At 60.7% G+C, this 14,914-nt stretch carries 15 protein-coding genes; 8 read left to right on the forward strand and 7 right to left on the reverse strand.

Going from position 1 to position 14,914, the window contains the following annotated elements; genetic code table 11:
- Positions 1-16 precede the first annotated feature (16 nt).
- Positions 17-2,296, reverse strand: a complete 2,280-nt coding sequence (pvdQ, locus tag TU73_RS13375; protein ID WP_057012618.1) for a bifunctional acylase PvdQ — start codon at positions 2,294-2,296, stop codon at positions 17-19.
- Between the two features lie 236 nt (positions 2,297-2,532).
- Between pvdQ and TU73_RS13380 the strand changes: the two genes are divergently transcribed.
- Positions 2,533-2,913, forward strand: a complete 381-nt coding sequence (locus TU73_RS13380; RefSeq protein WP_057012619.1) for a hypothetical protein — start codon at positions 2,533-2,535, stop codon at positions 2,911-2,913.
- Position 2,914: 1 nt separating this feature from the next.
- Here the strand turns inward: TU73_RS13380 and TU73_RS13385 are convergent, their stop codons facing one another.
- The 6 genes from TU73_RS13385 to TU73_RS13410 all read right to left on the reverse strand — a co-directional run bounded on the left by TU73_RS13385 (position 2,915) and on the right by TU73_RS13410 (position 7,642).
- Complete coding sequence (locus TU73_RS13385) at positions 2,915-3,109, reverse strand: hypothetical protein (RefSeq protein WP_043047691.1); 195 nt, start codon at positions 3,107-3,109, stop codon at positions 2,915-2,917.
- Positions 3,110-3,226: 117 nt separating this feature from the next.
- On the reverse strand, positions 3,227-3,976 hold the full coding sequence (locus tag TU73_RS13390) for an ABC transporter permease (RefSeq protein ID WP_167347566.1): 750 nt from the start codon (positions 3,974-3,976) through the stop codon (positions 3,227-3,229).
- Between the two features lie 17 nt (positions 3,977-3,993).
- Entirely contained in the window at positions 3,994-5,193 is a 1,200-nt protein-coding gene (locus tag TU73_RS13395; protein ID WP_057012621.1) for an ABC transporter substrate-binding protein, read from the reverse strand.
- Entirely contained in the window at positions 5,180-5,983 is an 804-nt protein-coding gene (locus tag TU73_RS13400) for an ABC transporter ATP-binding protein (RefSeq protein ID WP_057012622.1), read from the reverse strand. The genes TU73_RS13395 and TU73_RS13400 overlap by 14 nt, the downstream gene beginning before the upstream one ends.
- Positions 5,980-7,041, reverse strand: a complete 1,062-nt coding sequence (locus TU73_RS13405) for an acyl-CoA dehydrogenase family protein (RefSeq protein ID WP_057012623.1) — start codon at positions 7,039-7,041, stop codon at positions 5,980-5,982. Before TU73_RS13405 ends, TU73_RS13400 begins: the two co-directional genes overlap by 4 nt.
- A gap of 40 nt (positions 7,042-7,081) precedes the next feature.
- A complete protein-coding gene (locus TU73_RS13410; RefSeq protein WP_057012624.1) occupies positions 7,082-7,642 on the reverse strand; it encodes a carboxymuconolactone decarboxylase family protein in 561 nt (186 codons plus the stop codon).
- Positions 7,643-7,743: 101 nt separating this feature from the next.
- On the opposite strand from TU73_RS13410, the gene TU73_RS13415 reads away from it, so the two are divergent.
- The 7 genes from TU73_RS13415 to TU73_RS13445 all read left to right on the forward strand — a co-directional run bounded on the left by TU73_RS13415 (position 7,744) and on the right by TU73_RS13445 (position 14,560).
- Positions 7,744-8,655, forward strand: coding sequence for an AraC family transcriptional regulator (locus TU73_RS13415; protein WP_057012625.1), 912 nt, complete (start codon positions 7,744-7,746; stop codon positions 8,653-8,655).
- Positions 8,656-9,016: 361 nt separating this feature from the next.
- A complete protein-coding gene (locus tag TU73_RS13420) occupies positions 9,017-11,011 on the forward strand; it encodes a methyl-accepting chemotaxis protein (protein WP_057012626.1) in 1,995 nt (664 codons plus the stop codon).
- Between the two features lie 88 nt (positions 11,012-11,099).
- Positions 11,100-11,558: an SRPBCC family protein gene (locus TU73_RS13425; RefSeq protein WP_057012627.1), complete on the forward strand. Its 459-nt coding sequence runs from the start codon at positions 11,100-11,102 to the stop codon at positions 11,556-11,558.
- A gap of 82 nt (positions 11,559-11,640) precedes the next feature.
- Positions 11,641-12,087: a DUF411 domain-containing protein gene (locus TU73_RS13430; protein WP_057012628.1), complete on the forward strand. Its 447-nt coding sequence runs from the start codon at positions 11,641-11,643 to the stop codon at positions 12,085-12,087.
- Between the two features lie 3 nt (positions 12,088-12,090).
- Positions 12,091-12,534, forward strand: coding sequence for a YqaA family protein (locus TU73_RS13435; protein ID WP_057012629.1), 444 nt, complete (start codon positions 12,091-12,093; stop codon positions 12,532-12,534).
- A gap of 45 nt (positions 12,535-12,579) precedes the next feature.
- On the forward strand, positions 12,580-13,581 hold the full coding sequence (locus tag TU73_RS13440; RefSeq protein ID WP_057012630.1) for an alpha/beta fold hydrolase: 1,002 nt from the start codon (positions 12,580-12,582) through the stop codon (positions 13,579-13,581).
- Between the two features lie 25 nt (positions 13,582-13,606).
- Entirely contained in the window at positions 13,607-14,560 is a 954-nt protein-coding gene (locus tag TU73_RS13445) for a D-2-hydroxyacid dehydrogenase family protein (protein ID WP_057012631.1), read from the forward strand.
- Positions 14,561-14,914: the final 354 nt, after the last annotated feature.

Consider the following 14,914-nt stretch of genomic DNA (forward strand, 5'->3'; position numbering starts at 1 on the left):
GGGTTGCAAGCCTGCCCTACTCCTTCACGGTCTGGACCTGGTACTGCGGATCGGCCTTGATCTGGGCGTCAGTGAACGGCAGTGGGCGCAGTTTTTTCTCGGAGAAGGCTTGGGTCTGGTCCTTTGAATAGTTGGACGCCGGGTTGCTGGATTCGGAGAACGCCAGCACGCCTACCGCGTTGGGGCCTTGGTCGTCGAAAGTAACGATTTGCAGGTAGCTGGTGCCGCTGACCACTTCGCGTTTGCCGTCTGCACGGGGCACGGTTTGCATGGCGTTGTAGATACCCAGTTCCTGCGGGCCACCGTGGATGGGAATTTGGCCGGAAACTTGGATATCGCCCCAGCGCTTCAGGCCAAGTTTGTTGACCTCTGCACTGGAGGCCAACATGGCTTCACGCAGGGCCTTGGCAACGGGTGCGCGGTCGATGGCGAGGCCGGTTGGGGTGGTCAGGGGGCGGGCCGGGTCGAAGGCCACACGCCAGGCGTCGGGAATTTGCTGCAGGTGCTGCATCAGGTTGATGAAGTGCACCAGGCCCACGCCGCTGTCGAGGTTGGCGTGCTGATCCCAGTCTTTGAGGCTGGCGCACAGCGGCTGTAGCGCAGCGGCGTCGGCGCCCAGGTGTTTGGCGCAGAACGCCAGCAGGTCGGGCATGACTTGGCCCGCCAGATACACTTGGTTGTCCATCACCATGTCTTGCAGGTCTGCGATGCTGATGGGGTGCTTGTCCAGGGATTGCAGGCGTTGGATGGCGAAGCGGGCGCGTGGGCCGAGGCCGATGTTGTCCTGGCTGATCACCGGCGAGAAGCCTGTCAACGGCGCTTTGGGGTTGGCCATCCAGGCGGAATCGTTGGAGTGCTGCACATAGTCGGTGCGCTGCAGCTGTGGCAACTGATCAGCCGGGAAGATGCCGGCCTGGGCAGCACGCGGGTCGATGTCCCAGGCACAGGCGCTGTGAGCGCCGTCGAGCATGATCATTTGCAGGCCGGCCCGCGGGTCGCTGCATTGGGCGAGCTTGGCGGCGCTGACGTTGGGCACCACCGACAGGTTCATGTACAGGCTTTGGCCCTGGTCATCGGCGGCCAGGGTGTTGACCCAGGGGATGCCTTGCAGCGTGTGTACCGAGGTTTGCAGTTCCTTGAGGCTGCCGGCGCGGTTCATGGCGTACCACTGTTGCAGCACGCGATCGTTGTCCAGGTTGGCGTCGCGCAGGCTGAAGGCGTAGTGGCTGTCCCAGTCGAGCTTGCCCGGCCATTGCACTACGGGGCCGAACTGCGAACTGTAGACCGTATGGGTCACGTCCTTGAGGCTGCCGTCAGCCTGCTTGACCTGTACCGTCATAGTCGTCTTGTCCAGGGGGATGGACGTGCCGTCCAGCAGGTAACGGGTGGAATCCTTGGGATCGAGGGTCAGGCGATACAGGGTGAAATGCTTGGACGTGTCCACTGTATGGGTCCACGCCACGTGCTGGTTGAAGCCGATGTTAACCACTGGCAAGCCCGGCAAGGCGGCGCCCATCACATCCAACTGGCCGGGAATGGTCAGGTGCATTTCATAAAAGCGCATGCCGCCTACCCAGGGAAAGTGCGGGTTAGCCAGCAACATGCCACGGCCATTGAAGGAACGGTCACCGCCGACGGCGACGGCATTGCTGCCTCGGTCCAGGGTGAAGCGCTGCTGGTTGGCGGTGGCCAGTTCAAAGGCTTTGGCGCTGGATTGCACACTGGCGGTGGCTTGGGGTGGTGTGGCCCCTACCAAGGCTTCGGCGAATTGGCCGACACCCCCTTCCGCCAATAGCCTGCGGGTTAACTTCACAAGATCTTCAACCACCAACGGCCGAACCCAGGCTGCCTGGCATTGTGCCGGGGCGCCCTGCTCCTTCAAATAACGGTTATAGCCGGCCACATAGCCTTGGATGCGCTGTTGCAGCTCGGGGGTTTGCGCTTTCCAGAAGGAGGCCACCGCTTCGGGGTTATTCAGCCAGGTGAAGAACACATCGCTGGCGAGGTTGTTGCGTTCTTCCAGGGTGGCTTGTTCGGGGCCGAAAAACTTGGCGCGCTCGCCATTGACCGTCACTACTTCATTAGCCAGCAGGCACAAGTTGTCCTGGGCATAAGCGTACCCGATACCAACTCCCAGGCCACGCTCATCGTTAGCGCGAATGTGCGGTACACCGTAACTGGTACGCCGGATATCCGCCGACGCCTGCGTTACTGGTTCCCGTGCCGATGCGGCCAGGCTCAACCCCAGCAACAGCCCTGCCACGCATACCCTGGACAACCCGTTGGAAATAATCACGCCGACTCCACAGTCAAATTGAACACCCTTACGAGGGATGGTTACCCCACCGTAAGAACGCGAATAGCCAGGAGTAATTTAGTCGGCAGAGACGATTATCAGTGGCGGTCGAGGTGTGTCCAATCCGATACCGACAAATTTTCTACATCCACCGTTTCATGATTTGCGCCCCTCGTTCGTCTTATTACTTAAGAGCGCCATCTTTTTCTGATCCGGCTCTGAAAAGGAGTTTATGCATGTATAACCCGCAAGTGCCCACGGATGGACATTCACCGACTGCCGATTCCAACTTCGGCAGTAGCACACAAGCGTTCGGCAAGCTGCCCGAACAGCAGGGCAACCAGCGCATTCGCCATTTGCTCAAGTGTTTCGGTTTGCGCACCAGCCTGATTCGGCTGAAGGTCATCGACGCCCTCCTCACCGCTGCCGACAACCAGCGCACCCTGGGGGTGCGGGGTGTGCACAGCCATTTGCTGGAGCTGGGCATCCCGTTGTCGTTTCTCAGTGTGCGTGAGGTGCTCAAGCGTCTGTGCAGCGAGGGCGTGATCACGTTGAATGCCGACAAGAGCTACAGCCTCCATGAAGAGGCTGCCAAAGTGCTCGAGGGTCGGGCCTGACTCAGAAGTTGGGCTTGACCTTACGGCGCATGATGCCGTTGATAACCACGACCACCACGGCAATCGCAATGGCCAGGTACTGGAAGGTTTTTTCGCTGATCACCCCGATATTCTGCAGATAGGACAGGCCAAACATCGATGCCAGCACTACCAGGGAAATCAGGATCGAGTATTTCAAGCGTTGCTTTTGGGTCATGACGGGTTCCTGGACCTTGGATATGTAACAAGATTACCTCCCCATAAGCGCAAGCAAGCTCGGTCCTACAGGGAGGGTTATGTTACAGCCGATAAATCGCTTTGGCTCCCCTGGCGTTCAATCCGCGTGCACCCATCGCTGATGCAGCCATCGCGCAAACGCATCCAGGGCAAACCCCAGCAACCCGATCAACACCACCATCGCCATCAATTCCGAATACGCCAGGCGGTCGCGGGTATCGAGGATGTAATAGCCCAACCCCGCGCTGACCCCGAGCATTTCACACGGCACCAGCACGATCCACAGGATGCCGATCGCCAGGCGCACACCGGTCAACACATGCCCGACCACGCCGGGAATGATCACCCGGCGCAGCGTCTCCCAACGCGTGGCACTTAAGCTTTTACTCAACTGCAACCAGCGCGGGTCCAGCTGACGCACGCCCGCTGCGGTGTTGAGCATGATCGGCCATACAGCGGCAAAGGCCAGCAGGAAGTAGATGGGCTGGTCCCCTACCCCCATCAGCATCACCACGATCGGCATCCAGGACAGTGGCGAGATCATGCGCAGAAACTGGAAGGCCGGCGTGGTCGCCGCCTCCAGATTGCGCGAACTGCCCACCAGCAACCCCAGCGGCACACCCACTAACAATGCAAGAAACAACCCGACGAAAATGCGTTTCAGGCTGACAGCAATATGCAGATACAGCTCACTGCGCCCAAGCAATTCCCACAAACTGCTGAAGGTGGCTTCCAGGGAAAAGCGCGCCGACAAACCATCGGCCTCGCCGAACACCTTTACCCCCAGCCACCACAACACCAATAAACCTGCCAGGCCACTGATACCGAGCAGCCAACCTGGCCACACGCCAGTTTTGCCGTTGTTCAAACGCCAATCTCCTCGTGCCGCTCATAACCGTCCGGCAAGCCGAACGTCTTCATGCCACCCACTGCTTCGATCGCATGACGGACGAAACGGTCGTCCACCAGGTCCTTGGCAACGAAGGCCGGATCAAGGTCGGCGAGAAATTTCTTGTCGCCTTCGATCAGCGTGTCTTTCAGGCGCTTGACCAGCTCCTCGGTATAACTGGGGAATGGGTAAGGCTGGAAGTCGATGCGGTGCTCGTCCCAATTGGCGTGCTGGATCGCACCGTCCGCGAGGTAGCCAGCGCGATCGCTGGCAGCCGGGGCCAGGACTTTACTCAACACCGGCTCGGCATGTGGCGTGTAACGGTTCGGGCCGTCCTTGGACAGCAACTTCACCGCCTCTTCGCGGTTGTCCCGGGTCCATACCTGGGCTTTGACGATGGCGTTCACCACCTTCTGCGACCACTCCGGGCGGTTGGTCAGGTCATGCTCATGCATGAATACTACACAGCACGCATGGTTGCGCCATACATCGCCGGTAAAGCGCTGCACGCGGCCCACCTTGAGGTTCTCCGCCAGGGCGTTGAACGGCTCGGCGACGATGTAGCCGTCGATGCGCTTGCTGGCCAGTGCCGGTGGCATGTCCGACGGCGGCAACACGATCAGGTTGACTTCATTGGCGGCAATGGCACTCCCCGTGCTTCGGGTGACCGGCGTCAGGCCGTTATCGCGGAACAGTTGCTGCACCACCACGTTATGGATCGAATACCAGAACGGAATCGCCACCGACTTGCCACCCAATTGCTTCACGTCGGTAATACCTGGCGATACGGTCAAGCCCGAACCGCCGACATGGTTCCACGCCACGACTTTGGCCGGCACCTTGCTGCCGTAGCGCGCCCACACGGTCATCGGCGACAGCAGGTGAATCACGTTGACCTGGCCCGAGATAAACGCCTCGATCACCTGGGCCCAGCTGCGGAGCAGCACCGGGCGTTCAGCCTTGATGCCTTCGGCTTCGAACAGGCCGTTATTGTGCGCAACCAGCAGCGGCGTGGCGTCGGTGATCGGCAAGTAACCGATGCGTACCGGCGCGTCAGGCTCATTGGCGGCACGGGCCTGCAGGCTGCTCAGCAACGGCAAGGCGCCGGCGGCACTGAGCACGGCAGACAGTTTGAGAAAGTCACGGCGCGAGTGGGTCAAGTCATCCAGACACATGGCTAAGCTCCTGTTGTTCAAGGGGGTTGGATTGGGGGCGGCTTGCCTGCCGTAGGGTTTTGAGAATATCGATACGCAGAGCGCCGATGGCCTCGACCTGCTCTTCCCGTGGGTGCGGCAAGTCGATATACCATTCTCCCAACGTCCGCGCCGGGCGGTTACCCAGTAGCAGGATGCGGTCGGACAGCAGCAGCGCTTCGTCAATATCGTGGGTGATCAATACCGCCGCCGAACCTTGTTCGCGATTGACCTTGAGCAACAGGTGCTGCATATCGGCGCGGGTCACTTCATCCAACGCGCCGAAGGGCTCATCAAGGAGCAACACCTGGGGCTGGCGCGCCAGGCAGCGCGCCAGCGCCGTACGCTGGGCCATGCCGCCGGACAGCTGCGCAGGGAACTGTTGCCGCGCATGTTCCAGGCCAACGGCGGCAATCGCATGGTCGACGCGGTGGCGTCGCTCTTCTGTGGCCAGGTGCGGCTGGCGAGCGAAATCCAGGCCAAAAGCCACGTTCTTTTCCAGGTTCAACCATGGCAACAGGCTCGGGTCTTGAAACGCCACCGCCACCCTGGGATGGGGACCGCGCAGTGGCTCGCCCAGGACCTGCACACTGCCACCCTGGGCCACTTGCAAACCGGCAAGCACGCGCAACAGGCTGGACTTTCCCACGCCGCTGGGACCGAGGATCGACACCACTTCGCCCGGCTGCAGCTGCAAGTCGAAGCCTTGCAGCACCGGCCCGCCGGCGTACCCCAGGCAAATTCCCCGGGCCGTCATGACCGCCTGGCTCATAGCTGGCCCTGGCGGTGCAACTCGGTGCGCAATTGCACCAGGCTTGGCGTCACAATTGGCACGAACGCCGATTCGCGCCAGCGCCGGGCGAAGCCGCTGCCGTGTGCGGTCAGGTAAGCCTTGCCACCGCTGGCTTGCAATTCAAGCTGCACGGCGCCGGCGGCCGTTTCGGCCAGGGCGATACGCAACTTGAACAAGGGCACCGGGTCGGCGGCAAAGCGCCCGGCCAGCAGGCCAGCCTTGAGCTCGGTGACCAGATGATCCAGGGTCAGGCGCAATGCTTCCAACTCTTCACGCAATACCGTACGACTGGCGCCCAGGTGGTGGGCCACCTCAGCCAGTGAACGGCGGGCCAAGCCAATCGACATGCCGCACTGCAAGCCCAGGAACGCCGGGCGCACGGCCGGCAGGAATTTGCGCGCATCTTCATGCAGCAACCAGTCGCGGCTCAATTCCACGCCTTCCAACCCAAGCGCGGCGGTGTTACTCGATTGCAAACCGAGCAGTTCCAGGTCGCGGGAACGCTGCAAGCCTGCCACTGAGTCCGGGATCGCCAGGATAAACGGCGTACCGCCTCCCGCATGTTCAATGGCCGCCGCGGCGACAAACCCGTTCTTGCGCAGGTTGGTCACCCAATGCAGACGACCATTGAGCGTCCACCCATGCTCGTTGGGCTCGGCGCTGATCTGCAACGCCTCAATGCCCGATATGAACTTCATTGCATTCGACAGCCCGGTTGCCCCGGCCAACTTGCCACTGAGCAGGTCCGGCATCAGTTGCTCGCGCAACCGTTCATTCGGACTCTGCAACAAATACTCGATAAACGAGCGCTGGCCCCAGCATACAAACGCCGCCGCCAGGGAATGGCTGGCAACGTTGGCAATGGCCTCGACCGCACCCGCCACATCACCGCCCAGGCCGCCCAGTTGGGTGGGCACGCCGATTTTCAGGATATTGGCCTCTGCCAGGCGTGGCAGCACTTCCTGTGGATCGCAACTGCCCACGTCCAGGGCCTGCGCTTGAACATCGAGCCAACGGCTCAAGATTGGGTCAAGCATTCATGTATCTCCTTATTACAGCAGGTGGACCAAGGCCGCTTCAGCTTGCCGGTTTTTCCCAACGGTATTGCGCCAGCTCCGGGTTCAGCGGGGTGCGGGCAAACACGTTGGCGAAGTTGCACAGGGTTGCCAGGCTCACCCCCAGGATCACTTCCAGAGCCTGCCCGTCGGTGTAGCCGGCGGCGCGAAACGCTTCAAAACCTGCGTCGCTGACATCGCCACGGGTGGCAATCACTTCACGGGTAAAGGCGGCGAGTGTCTCATACCGCGCATTGGGCAGCTCACCACGCTGGCGCAGGGCCTCGATTACTTCCTCCGGCAGCTTGGCCTTGTTGCGCGCAACGGCGGTGTGGCCGGCCACGCAGAAATCGCAACCGTGGGTGGTGGCGGCAATCAATTGCACCACTTCGCGGTCGGCCAGGCTCAGTTCGGCTTTGGCGTTCAAGCCGGAGACGGTGATATAGGTTTCCAGTGCAGCCGGTGCGTTGGCCAAAACGGCCAACAGATTAGGAATAAACCCGGAGGTTTTTAGCGCATTTTCCAGGAACGGCTTGGCCGCTTCCGGAGCGGTTTGAGGGGTGAGCAAGGTTACGCGGGACATGGCGTGGTCTCCTGATGGGTTCATCCCCCAGTCTGTTGGTTCTAAAAAATCGGCTCAATAGGCTAAAGTAGCGATTACTTGCTCATGAGTCTTTCCATTAGATGAATTCGTCCGATGTGCTTGTCGATTGGTTATTAGATAGCCTCGAACTCAACACCAGCCTGTTCCATGTCGGCCGCTATTGTGGCGATTGGCACGCCAGCACGCACGGCCTGGCCCAGGCGAGCTTCCATTTGATTGTGCAGGGCGAATGCTGGCTGCATATCGACGGCGAACCAACGCCCCAGCACCTGAATAATGGTGACGCGGTGTTTCTGTTGCGCGATTTTGCCTATCGGCTGTCCGGGGAAGCCATGGCGGCGGCCGCGCGCGCGTGCCCGCGCCGTCCGATGCTGCCCCTCGACAGCGACGCTACGGACGGGGTGGGACTGGTGTGCGGGTTCTTTCACTTCCAGCCTGGCCTGTCAACGCTGATTGTCGACACCCTGCCCAGCTGGATCATCCTGCGTGCCGGCGATCCGTCGCTGACCGCTGCGCGCAGTCTTTTCGAGTTGATTCTGAAAGAATGCGCCCGCACGCCGGCGCCCTCTTCCGCGCTGCTTGAGCGCCTGTGCCACCTGCTGTTTCTGTATGTGCTGCGCCAACAAGTGCTCGACAATACCGACCTTGGTGGCCTGGCAGCGCTGGGGCGGGCACCCGCATTCGCACACCTGCTGGAACAATTGATCGCACGCCCGGCAGAGCCCTGGAGCCTGGAAAGCATGGCGGCCTGCACCGGTTTGTCACGGTCAGCGTTTTTTAAACGCTTCTGCGAGCTGTGCGGCCAATCGCCAGGGCACGTGTTACTGATGATGCGCATGCGCCACGCATGTCGGTTGTTCAAGCAAGACCAGACCGTGGCGGATGTGGCCTTGGCAGTGGGTTATCAATCGGTGGCCGCGTTTACCCGGGCATTTCGTAAAACCACCGGACAGCAGCCTGGTGCTTACCGCAAAGATCAGTTGCGAAGCTAAGAAGCGAGTGAGTGGTGCTGCCTTCTATTGCCAGAAAACCATCGCTGGCAACCCTGGCAGGTTGTCGATGCAGGCCTGGCACAAATATTGACGCAAACCCTTCTCCGCCATCAGGAACCCTTTCGGCCGATCTTCCACGCAAGAGTAGTCATGACGCACCGTCAGACTTTCTGCGACCAACCTGAAGGACAACCGATGCTATCGCCCCTCACTCAACCCCCAGCCAATACCGAAACAAGGTCACCCTCACGCCGTCCAACTTTGCACCAGCGTACCTAAAGCTTCTCCCTGCCAAGCCGATAGCCCGACGAAGCTCTAACAAAGCCACGTCGACAATAACGCTTCGTAAGGACGACCCCCCATGCCCCCACTGCGCTCGATCCAAGCCCGCTACACCCTGTTCCTGGTGCTATTTGTCCTCGTGTTATTCGTATTGACCGTGGTGGGTATCGGCCAACTAGTCGCGCCCAAGCTGCAGCACACCGAAGAACAGGTAGTGCTCAACCGTGTAGCCGAAGTGGCCGAGCAGATCCAGGGCGAACTGAACAAGGTCCAGGCCCAGCAACGCAGCATCACCCAGACCATCCCCCTGCTCGACAGCGATGCCATCGACAAGGTCTTGCCTGGTCTGGTGGATCAATACGGCGAGCTGAAAGTATTTGGCGGCGGTATCTGGCCGTTGCCCAATCAGCGGACACCGGGGCGCAACAAGCACAGCACCTTCTGGCACCGCGATGCCTCCGGCAAGCTGGTGGTCAACACCTTCTGGAACAGCGACCCGGCCCCCAACTATTACGACCAGAGCTGGTACAAGGGCGGCCTCGCCTCCCCACGCGGCCAATGTGCCTGGGCCGCCGCCTACAAGGATGATGCCAGTCAGGAGCCGCGCACCAACTGCGCCATGGCGATCCAGCGTGACGGCGCGGCCTATGGCGTGGCCACCATCGACGTGACCCTGGGTTTCTTCAATGAGCTGGTGGCCAGCAAGGAAAAAGACATCGGCGGGCAAATGCTGATCGTCGAGGCCGATGGCAAGATCATCAGCAACAGCACGCGCTTGAGTAGCCCTGTGGTGTTGAAGAACATCAGCGAACTGGCCGGCACCTCGGCCTTCGCCGCGCAGGTCAGCAAAGCCCTGACCCATCGCGACCAGGGTTCGCAACGCAGTGAATTCGACAACCAGGGCGTGGCCAGCACCTTCTACATGCGTGCCATCGAGGGCACGCCGTGGTTCCTCGCCACCGCCCTGCCCACCTCGCTGATCACCGCCCAGCGCAATGATGTGCTCGGCAGCCTGGCCCTGGTGCAGATCCCCATGGTGCTGCTGCTGGTGCTGCTGGCCGCTTATGCCATCCGCCAACTGGTGCAGCGCATGAAAACGCTGAAAACCAATATTGACGCCCTCTCTACCGGCGACGCCGACCTGACGCGACGGATCACCATCCGGGCCGAAGACGAGTTGGGCGCTATCGGTCACTCGGTGAACCGCTTTATCGTTTACCTGCAAAACATGATCGGCGAAGTGACCCAAGCCACCGGCGCCATGTCGTCCGGGCTTGAGCAGTTGCAACGAACGTCAGCCCATACCAACCAGATCCTGGTCAGGCATGCCTCGGAAACCGACCAGACCGTCACCGCCATCACCGAAATGAGCTCCACCGCCGACACCGTGGCGCAAAACGCCGCCGAGACCGCCTCGTTCACCCAGCGTGCAAACGAACATGCCGACCGCTCCCGGGTGGTGGTGGGTGAAGCCTCCACCAGCGTCAGCGCGTTGATCGGTGAAGTGGCCAGCGCCACCCACACCGTGGAAAACATGCGCCAGGACGCCGCACGCATCACCGAAACCCTCGGCGTGATCGGCGCCATTGCCGGCCAGACCAACCTGTTGGCGCTCAACGCCGCGATTGAAGCAGCACGTGCCGGCGAGCAAGGCCGCGGCTTTGCCGTGGTAGCCGACGAAGTGCGCGCACTGGCAGCCCGCACCCAGGCCAGCACCTCGCAGATCAACGAGATGCTGGCGCGCCTGACCACCGGCGTGAGTTCCTCGGTCGCCGCCATGGAAAACACCCAGGCCAGTTGCCAATCAGCAGCGGATGCCACGGCTCGGGTCAATACCGGCCTGGATGAGATGGCCGGTTCGGTCAGCCATATCAACAACCTCAGCACCCAGATTGCCACCGCCGCCGAACAGCAAAGCGCGGTGACCGAGGAGATCAACCGCAGCATGGTGCAGATCCGCCATATGGTCGACGAACTGGTACAAAGCGGGCATACCACGCAAATCAATACCCAGAGCCTGCTGGAGGCCAATGGCCGGGTGATCAGTTTGATGGGGCGCTTTAAAGTACGCTGATCAATGCTCTGAATACTCCCGTGCGAAGCGCGGGAGTCGACTATCCTGAGAGCTCCAGTGTTATAACGCGCCACACAGGAGGTGTGTCATGCATGCGACTGAGCATTCGATCCGCTTGGAGCGGATCAGTCAGGAGCGCTTCATCCAGGCGCCTGTCGATAGCGTCTACGTCTATGTGACCCAGCCCGACCGCTGGCACGAATGGCACCCCACCTCTCTCAATGCCGACACTGGCATCACCGGCTCAGTGCCGGTCGGTGCACGTTTTACTGAAACCATTGACTTGCTGGGCATACGTGTCCCCATGAGTTACCGCGTGCAAATCGCCCGCTGCCCCAATGAGTTCAGGGCCGTGTTTACCTCCTTGGCTGTGGACGGTGCTATCCATTATTTCCTGCAACCTCATCGTAACGGCACACTGTTCAAGCGCGTACTGACGTATGAGACCGAGTTGCAGCTCGCGACCTTGCACGAACACATTGCCAAGCTGTCCGCCATCGCGCTGGATCAGCTCAAGTGCCGGCTGGAAAGCCCCGGCTTCGTATGATTTAGAAACATTACTGCGTCACCCCGATGCGAAAAGCAGGGAGAATGCCCGATTTATTGCCGCGCTTTCAGTGAGACCCTCGATGAAAAACCCATTGCGACTGGCCCTGCTTTCCTGCGTCCTGCTCTCCACCCTGGCCCAGGCCGCAGACCTGATCCCCATCGATGTGCACCGCGACGCCAACTGCGGCTGCTGCAAAAAGTGGATCAGCCACTTGGAGAGCAACGGTTTCAAGGTCAATGACCATGTCGAAGCAGACATGAGCGCAGTCAAGCAACGCCTGGGCGTGGCCCCACGTCTGGGTTCATGCCATACCGCAGTGATCGACGGCAAATTCGTCGAAGGCCATGTGCCCGCCGAGCAAGTGCTGGCCCGGCGCAAACGCAACGATCTGCTCGGCCTCGCTGCACCGGGCATGCCCCTGGGCTCGCCAGGCATGGAGGTGGAGGGTCGCAGCGAAGCCTATCAAGTCATCGGCCTGACCCGGGACGGTAAAGACGTAGTGGTGGCCGAGTACCCGGCACACTGACCGGTGCTGATGGGTTACCTGGGGCTGTTCGCCGCGGCGTTTGGCGCCGCGACGTTACTGCCCTTGCAATCGGAAGCGGTACTGGTCGGTCTGCTGCTCAGCGGGCATTATCACCTGTGGCTGCTGCTGGGTATCGCCACCCTGGGCAACGTGCTGGGTTCGGTGGTCAATTGGCTGCTGGGGCGTTCGGTGGAACGCTTCAAGGAGCGGCGCTGGTTTCCGGTGAGTGCCAAGCAACTGGACAAAGCCCGCAGTCATTACACGCGCTGGGGGCATTGGACGTTATTGCTCAGTTGGGTGCCGATCATTGGTGATCCCCTGACGCTGGTGGCCGGGGTGATGCGTGAGCCTTTGTGGCGTTTCCTACTGCTGGTCACCCTGGCCAAAGGCGTGCGTTATGGCGTGCTCGCAGCGCTGACCCTGCAGTGGGTGTTAATCCCTAGTTAATCTCTTCCAAAGAGCATCCGGTCATCTCTCTTGGAGCTGGAACCCATGCCTTTTATCCGTGCGTTGTGCGTCGCTGGCCTGTTTTCAGGCGCTGCCGCTCCCGTGTTCGCCGCCACCTATGGCTCCGAGCTGCAAGGGTTTCAATACCCTTATCCGCTGCAGCATTTCTCCTTCCAATCCCAAGGCAAATCCCTGCAAATGGGTTACATGGACGTCCCCCCCAAAGGCACAGCCAACGGTCGCAGCGTGGTGCTGATGCACGGCAAGAACTTCTGCGGCGCCACCTGGGAAGGTTCGATCAAGGCCCTGAACGAGGCCGGTTACCGCGTGATCGCGCCGGACCAGATCGGCTTCTGCACTTCCAGCAAACCCGACCACTACCAGTACAGCTTCCAGCAACTGGCGACCAACACCCACCAATTGCTGGAAAAACTCGGCATCCAGAAGGCCACAGTGATCGGCCACTCCACCGGCGGCATGCTCGCCACCCGTTATGCGCTGATGTATCCGACCCAAACCGAGCAGCTTGGGCTGGTGAATCCTATCGGCCTGGAAGACTGGAAAGCCCTGGGCGTGCCCTACCAGAGTGTCGACCAGTGGTATCAGCGTGAGTTGAAGATGAGCGCCGACGGCGTGCGCAACTATGAGCGCGACACCTATTACGTCGGGCGCTGGAAACCCGAATACGAGCGTTGGGTGGATATGCTCGTCGGCCTGAACAAAGGCCCTGGGCACACCCAGGTGGCACGGAATTCGGCGTTGATTTACGACATGATCTTTACCCAGCCGGTGTACTACGAATTCAAGGACTTGCAGGTGCCCACCTTGCTGCTGATCGGCACCAGCGACACCACCGCCATCGGCAAAGATGTCGCGCCGCCGGCAGTCAAGGCCAGGATTGGCAATTACCAAGTGCTGGGCAAGCAGGTGGCCAAGCTGATTCCCCACGCCACCCTCGTGGAATTCCCAGGCTTAGGCCATGCGCCACAGATGGAAGAGCCGGAGCAGTTTCATAAAGCGCTGTTGCAGGGTTTGAAAACCCTTTGATCCAACCTTTGCGAGGCACGCGTAAATGTCGGTACAGATTGCAGTGATGGATGATTGGCAGAATGTAGCCAGGGGTGTGGTGGATTGGTCGGTGCTGGACGCCGTGGGCCAGGTGCATTTTCTCCACGATTACCCCGCCGACACCGCCACGATGGTCGAGCGTCTGCAGGGCTTCGACGTGATTTGTGTGATGCGCGAGCGCTCAACCTTCGACAAGGCGCTGCTGCAAGGCCTGCCGACGCTCAAATTGCTGGTGACCGGCGGCATGCGCAATGCGGCTATCGATATTCCCGCCGCCAAGGCCCTGGGTATCCAGGTGTGCGGCACCGACAGCTACAAACACGCGGCACCGGAACTGACTTGGGCGTTGATCATGGCCTCCACGCGCAATCTGCTTGCCGAAGCCAACTCGCTACGCGCAGGCGGCTGGCAGGTTGGCCTGGGCGGCGACCTGCATGGCAAGACCTTGGCAATTCTCGGCCTGGGCAGTATCGGCCAGAAGGTCGCCCGGTTCGGCCAGGTGTTCGGCATGCGGGTGATAGCCTGGAGTGAGAACCTTACGCCGCAGCGGGCGGCAGAATCTGGGGTCACCTGGGTCGGCAAGCGCGAACTGTTCGAGCAGGCCGATATCCTGAGCATTCATTTAGTGCTCAGTGAACGCAGCCGTGGCTTGGTGGATACCCAGGCGTTGGGCTGGATGAAACCGACGGCGCGCCTGGTCAACACCGCACGCGGGCCGATTGTGGACGAACAGGCCCTGGTGCAGGCGCTGAGCAGCGGCCGCCTGGCCGGAGCGGCGCTGGACGTATACGCCGAGGAACCGCTGCCGGCTGACCATCCGTTGCGCAGCTTGCCCAACGTGCTGGCGACGCCCCACATCGGGTATGTGAGCGAGCAGAATTACCGGCAGTTCTATCAGCAGATGATCGAGGACATCCAGGCCTGGGCCAAGGGTGTGCCCGTTCGTATACTCGGCTGACGCACCAAATCAGTGCGAGCGCCTGCTTAGCCTGCCCCTGGAGCGAGCTTGCTCGCGAAAACCGCCAATGATAACGCGGACCTTCAAGGTGCGCGCGGCGCTCTCGAGTGCGTCGCGAGCAAGCTCGCTCCTGCGAAGAGAGAAGGCTAATCGCCAGCAGCCTAAGCTTAAAAGTTTTTTGTCCTACAAAATCCCGCTGAAAACCCTACAGGCGCTGGGATCTGTCCTAGACTGATGACCGATGGGTCCGTTCCAAAACAAAAACCCCGCAAAAAATCGAAACTTTCGAACTCTGCCGCAGGTCCAGTTTTAGGTAAGGACGAGCATACGCGCATCACGCCAAATGCCCGTCCA

It is taken from the genome of Pseudomonas libanensis (genome assembly GCF_001439685.1).
In the GTDB taxonomy this organism is placed as follows: Bacteria; Pseudomonadota; Gammaproteobacteria; order Pseudomonadales; family Pseudomonadaceae; genus Aquipseudomonas; species Aquipseudomonas libanensis.

Bases quoted from the DNA above. Each gene is read 5' to 3' on its own strand.
- TU73_RS13400 (WP_057012622.1), bottom strand. From the start codon at position 5,983: ATGAGCCAGGCGGTCATGACGGCCCGGGGAATTTGCCTGGGGTACGCC.
- TU73_RS13445 (WP_057012631.1), top strand. From the start codon at position 13,607: ATGTCGGTACAGATTGCAGTGATGGATGATTGGCAGAATGTAGCCAGG.
- TU73_RS13385 (WP_043047691.1), bottom strand. From the start codon at position 3,109: ATGACCCAAAAGCAACGCTTGAAATACTCGATCCTGATTTCCCTGGTA.
- TU73_RS13405 (WP_057012623.1), bottom strand. From the start codon at position 7,041: ATGCTTGACCCAATCTTGAGCCGTTGGCTCGATGTTCAAGCGCAGGCC.
- TU73_RS13410 (WP_057012624.1), bottom strand. From the start codon at position 7,642: ATGTCCCGCGTAACCTTGCTCACCCCTCAAACCGCTCCGGAAGCGGCC.
- TU73_RS13430 (WP_057012628.1), top strand. From the start codon at position 11,641: ATGAAAAACCCATTGCGACTGGCCCTGCTTTCCTGCGTCCTGCTCTCC.
- TU73_RS13425 (WP_057012627.1), top strand. From the start codon at position 11,100: ATGCATGCGACTGAGCATTCGATCCGCTTGGAGCGGATCAGTCAGGAG.
- TU73_RS13420 (WP_057012626.1), top strand. From the start codon at position 9,017: ATGCCCCCACTGCGCTCGATCCAAGCCCGCTACACCCTGTTCCTGGTG.
- TU73_RS13415 (WP_057012625.1), top strand. From the start codon at position 7,744: ATGAATTCGTCCGATGTGCTTGTCGATTGGTTATTAGATAGCCTCGAA.
- TU73_RS13395 (WP_057012621.1), bottom strand. From the start codon at position 5,193: ATGTGTCTGGATGACTTGACCCACTCGCGCCGTGACTTTCTCAAACTG.
- TU73_RS13380 (WP_057012619.1), top strand. From the start codon at position 2,533: ATGTATAACCCGCAAGTGCCCACGGATGGACATTCACCGACTGCCGAT.
- TU73_RS13440 (WP_057012630.1), top strand. From the start codon at position 12,580: ATGCCTTTTATCCGTGCGTTGTGCGTCGCTGGCCTGTTTTCAGGCGCT.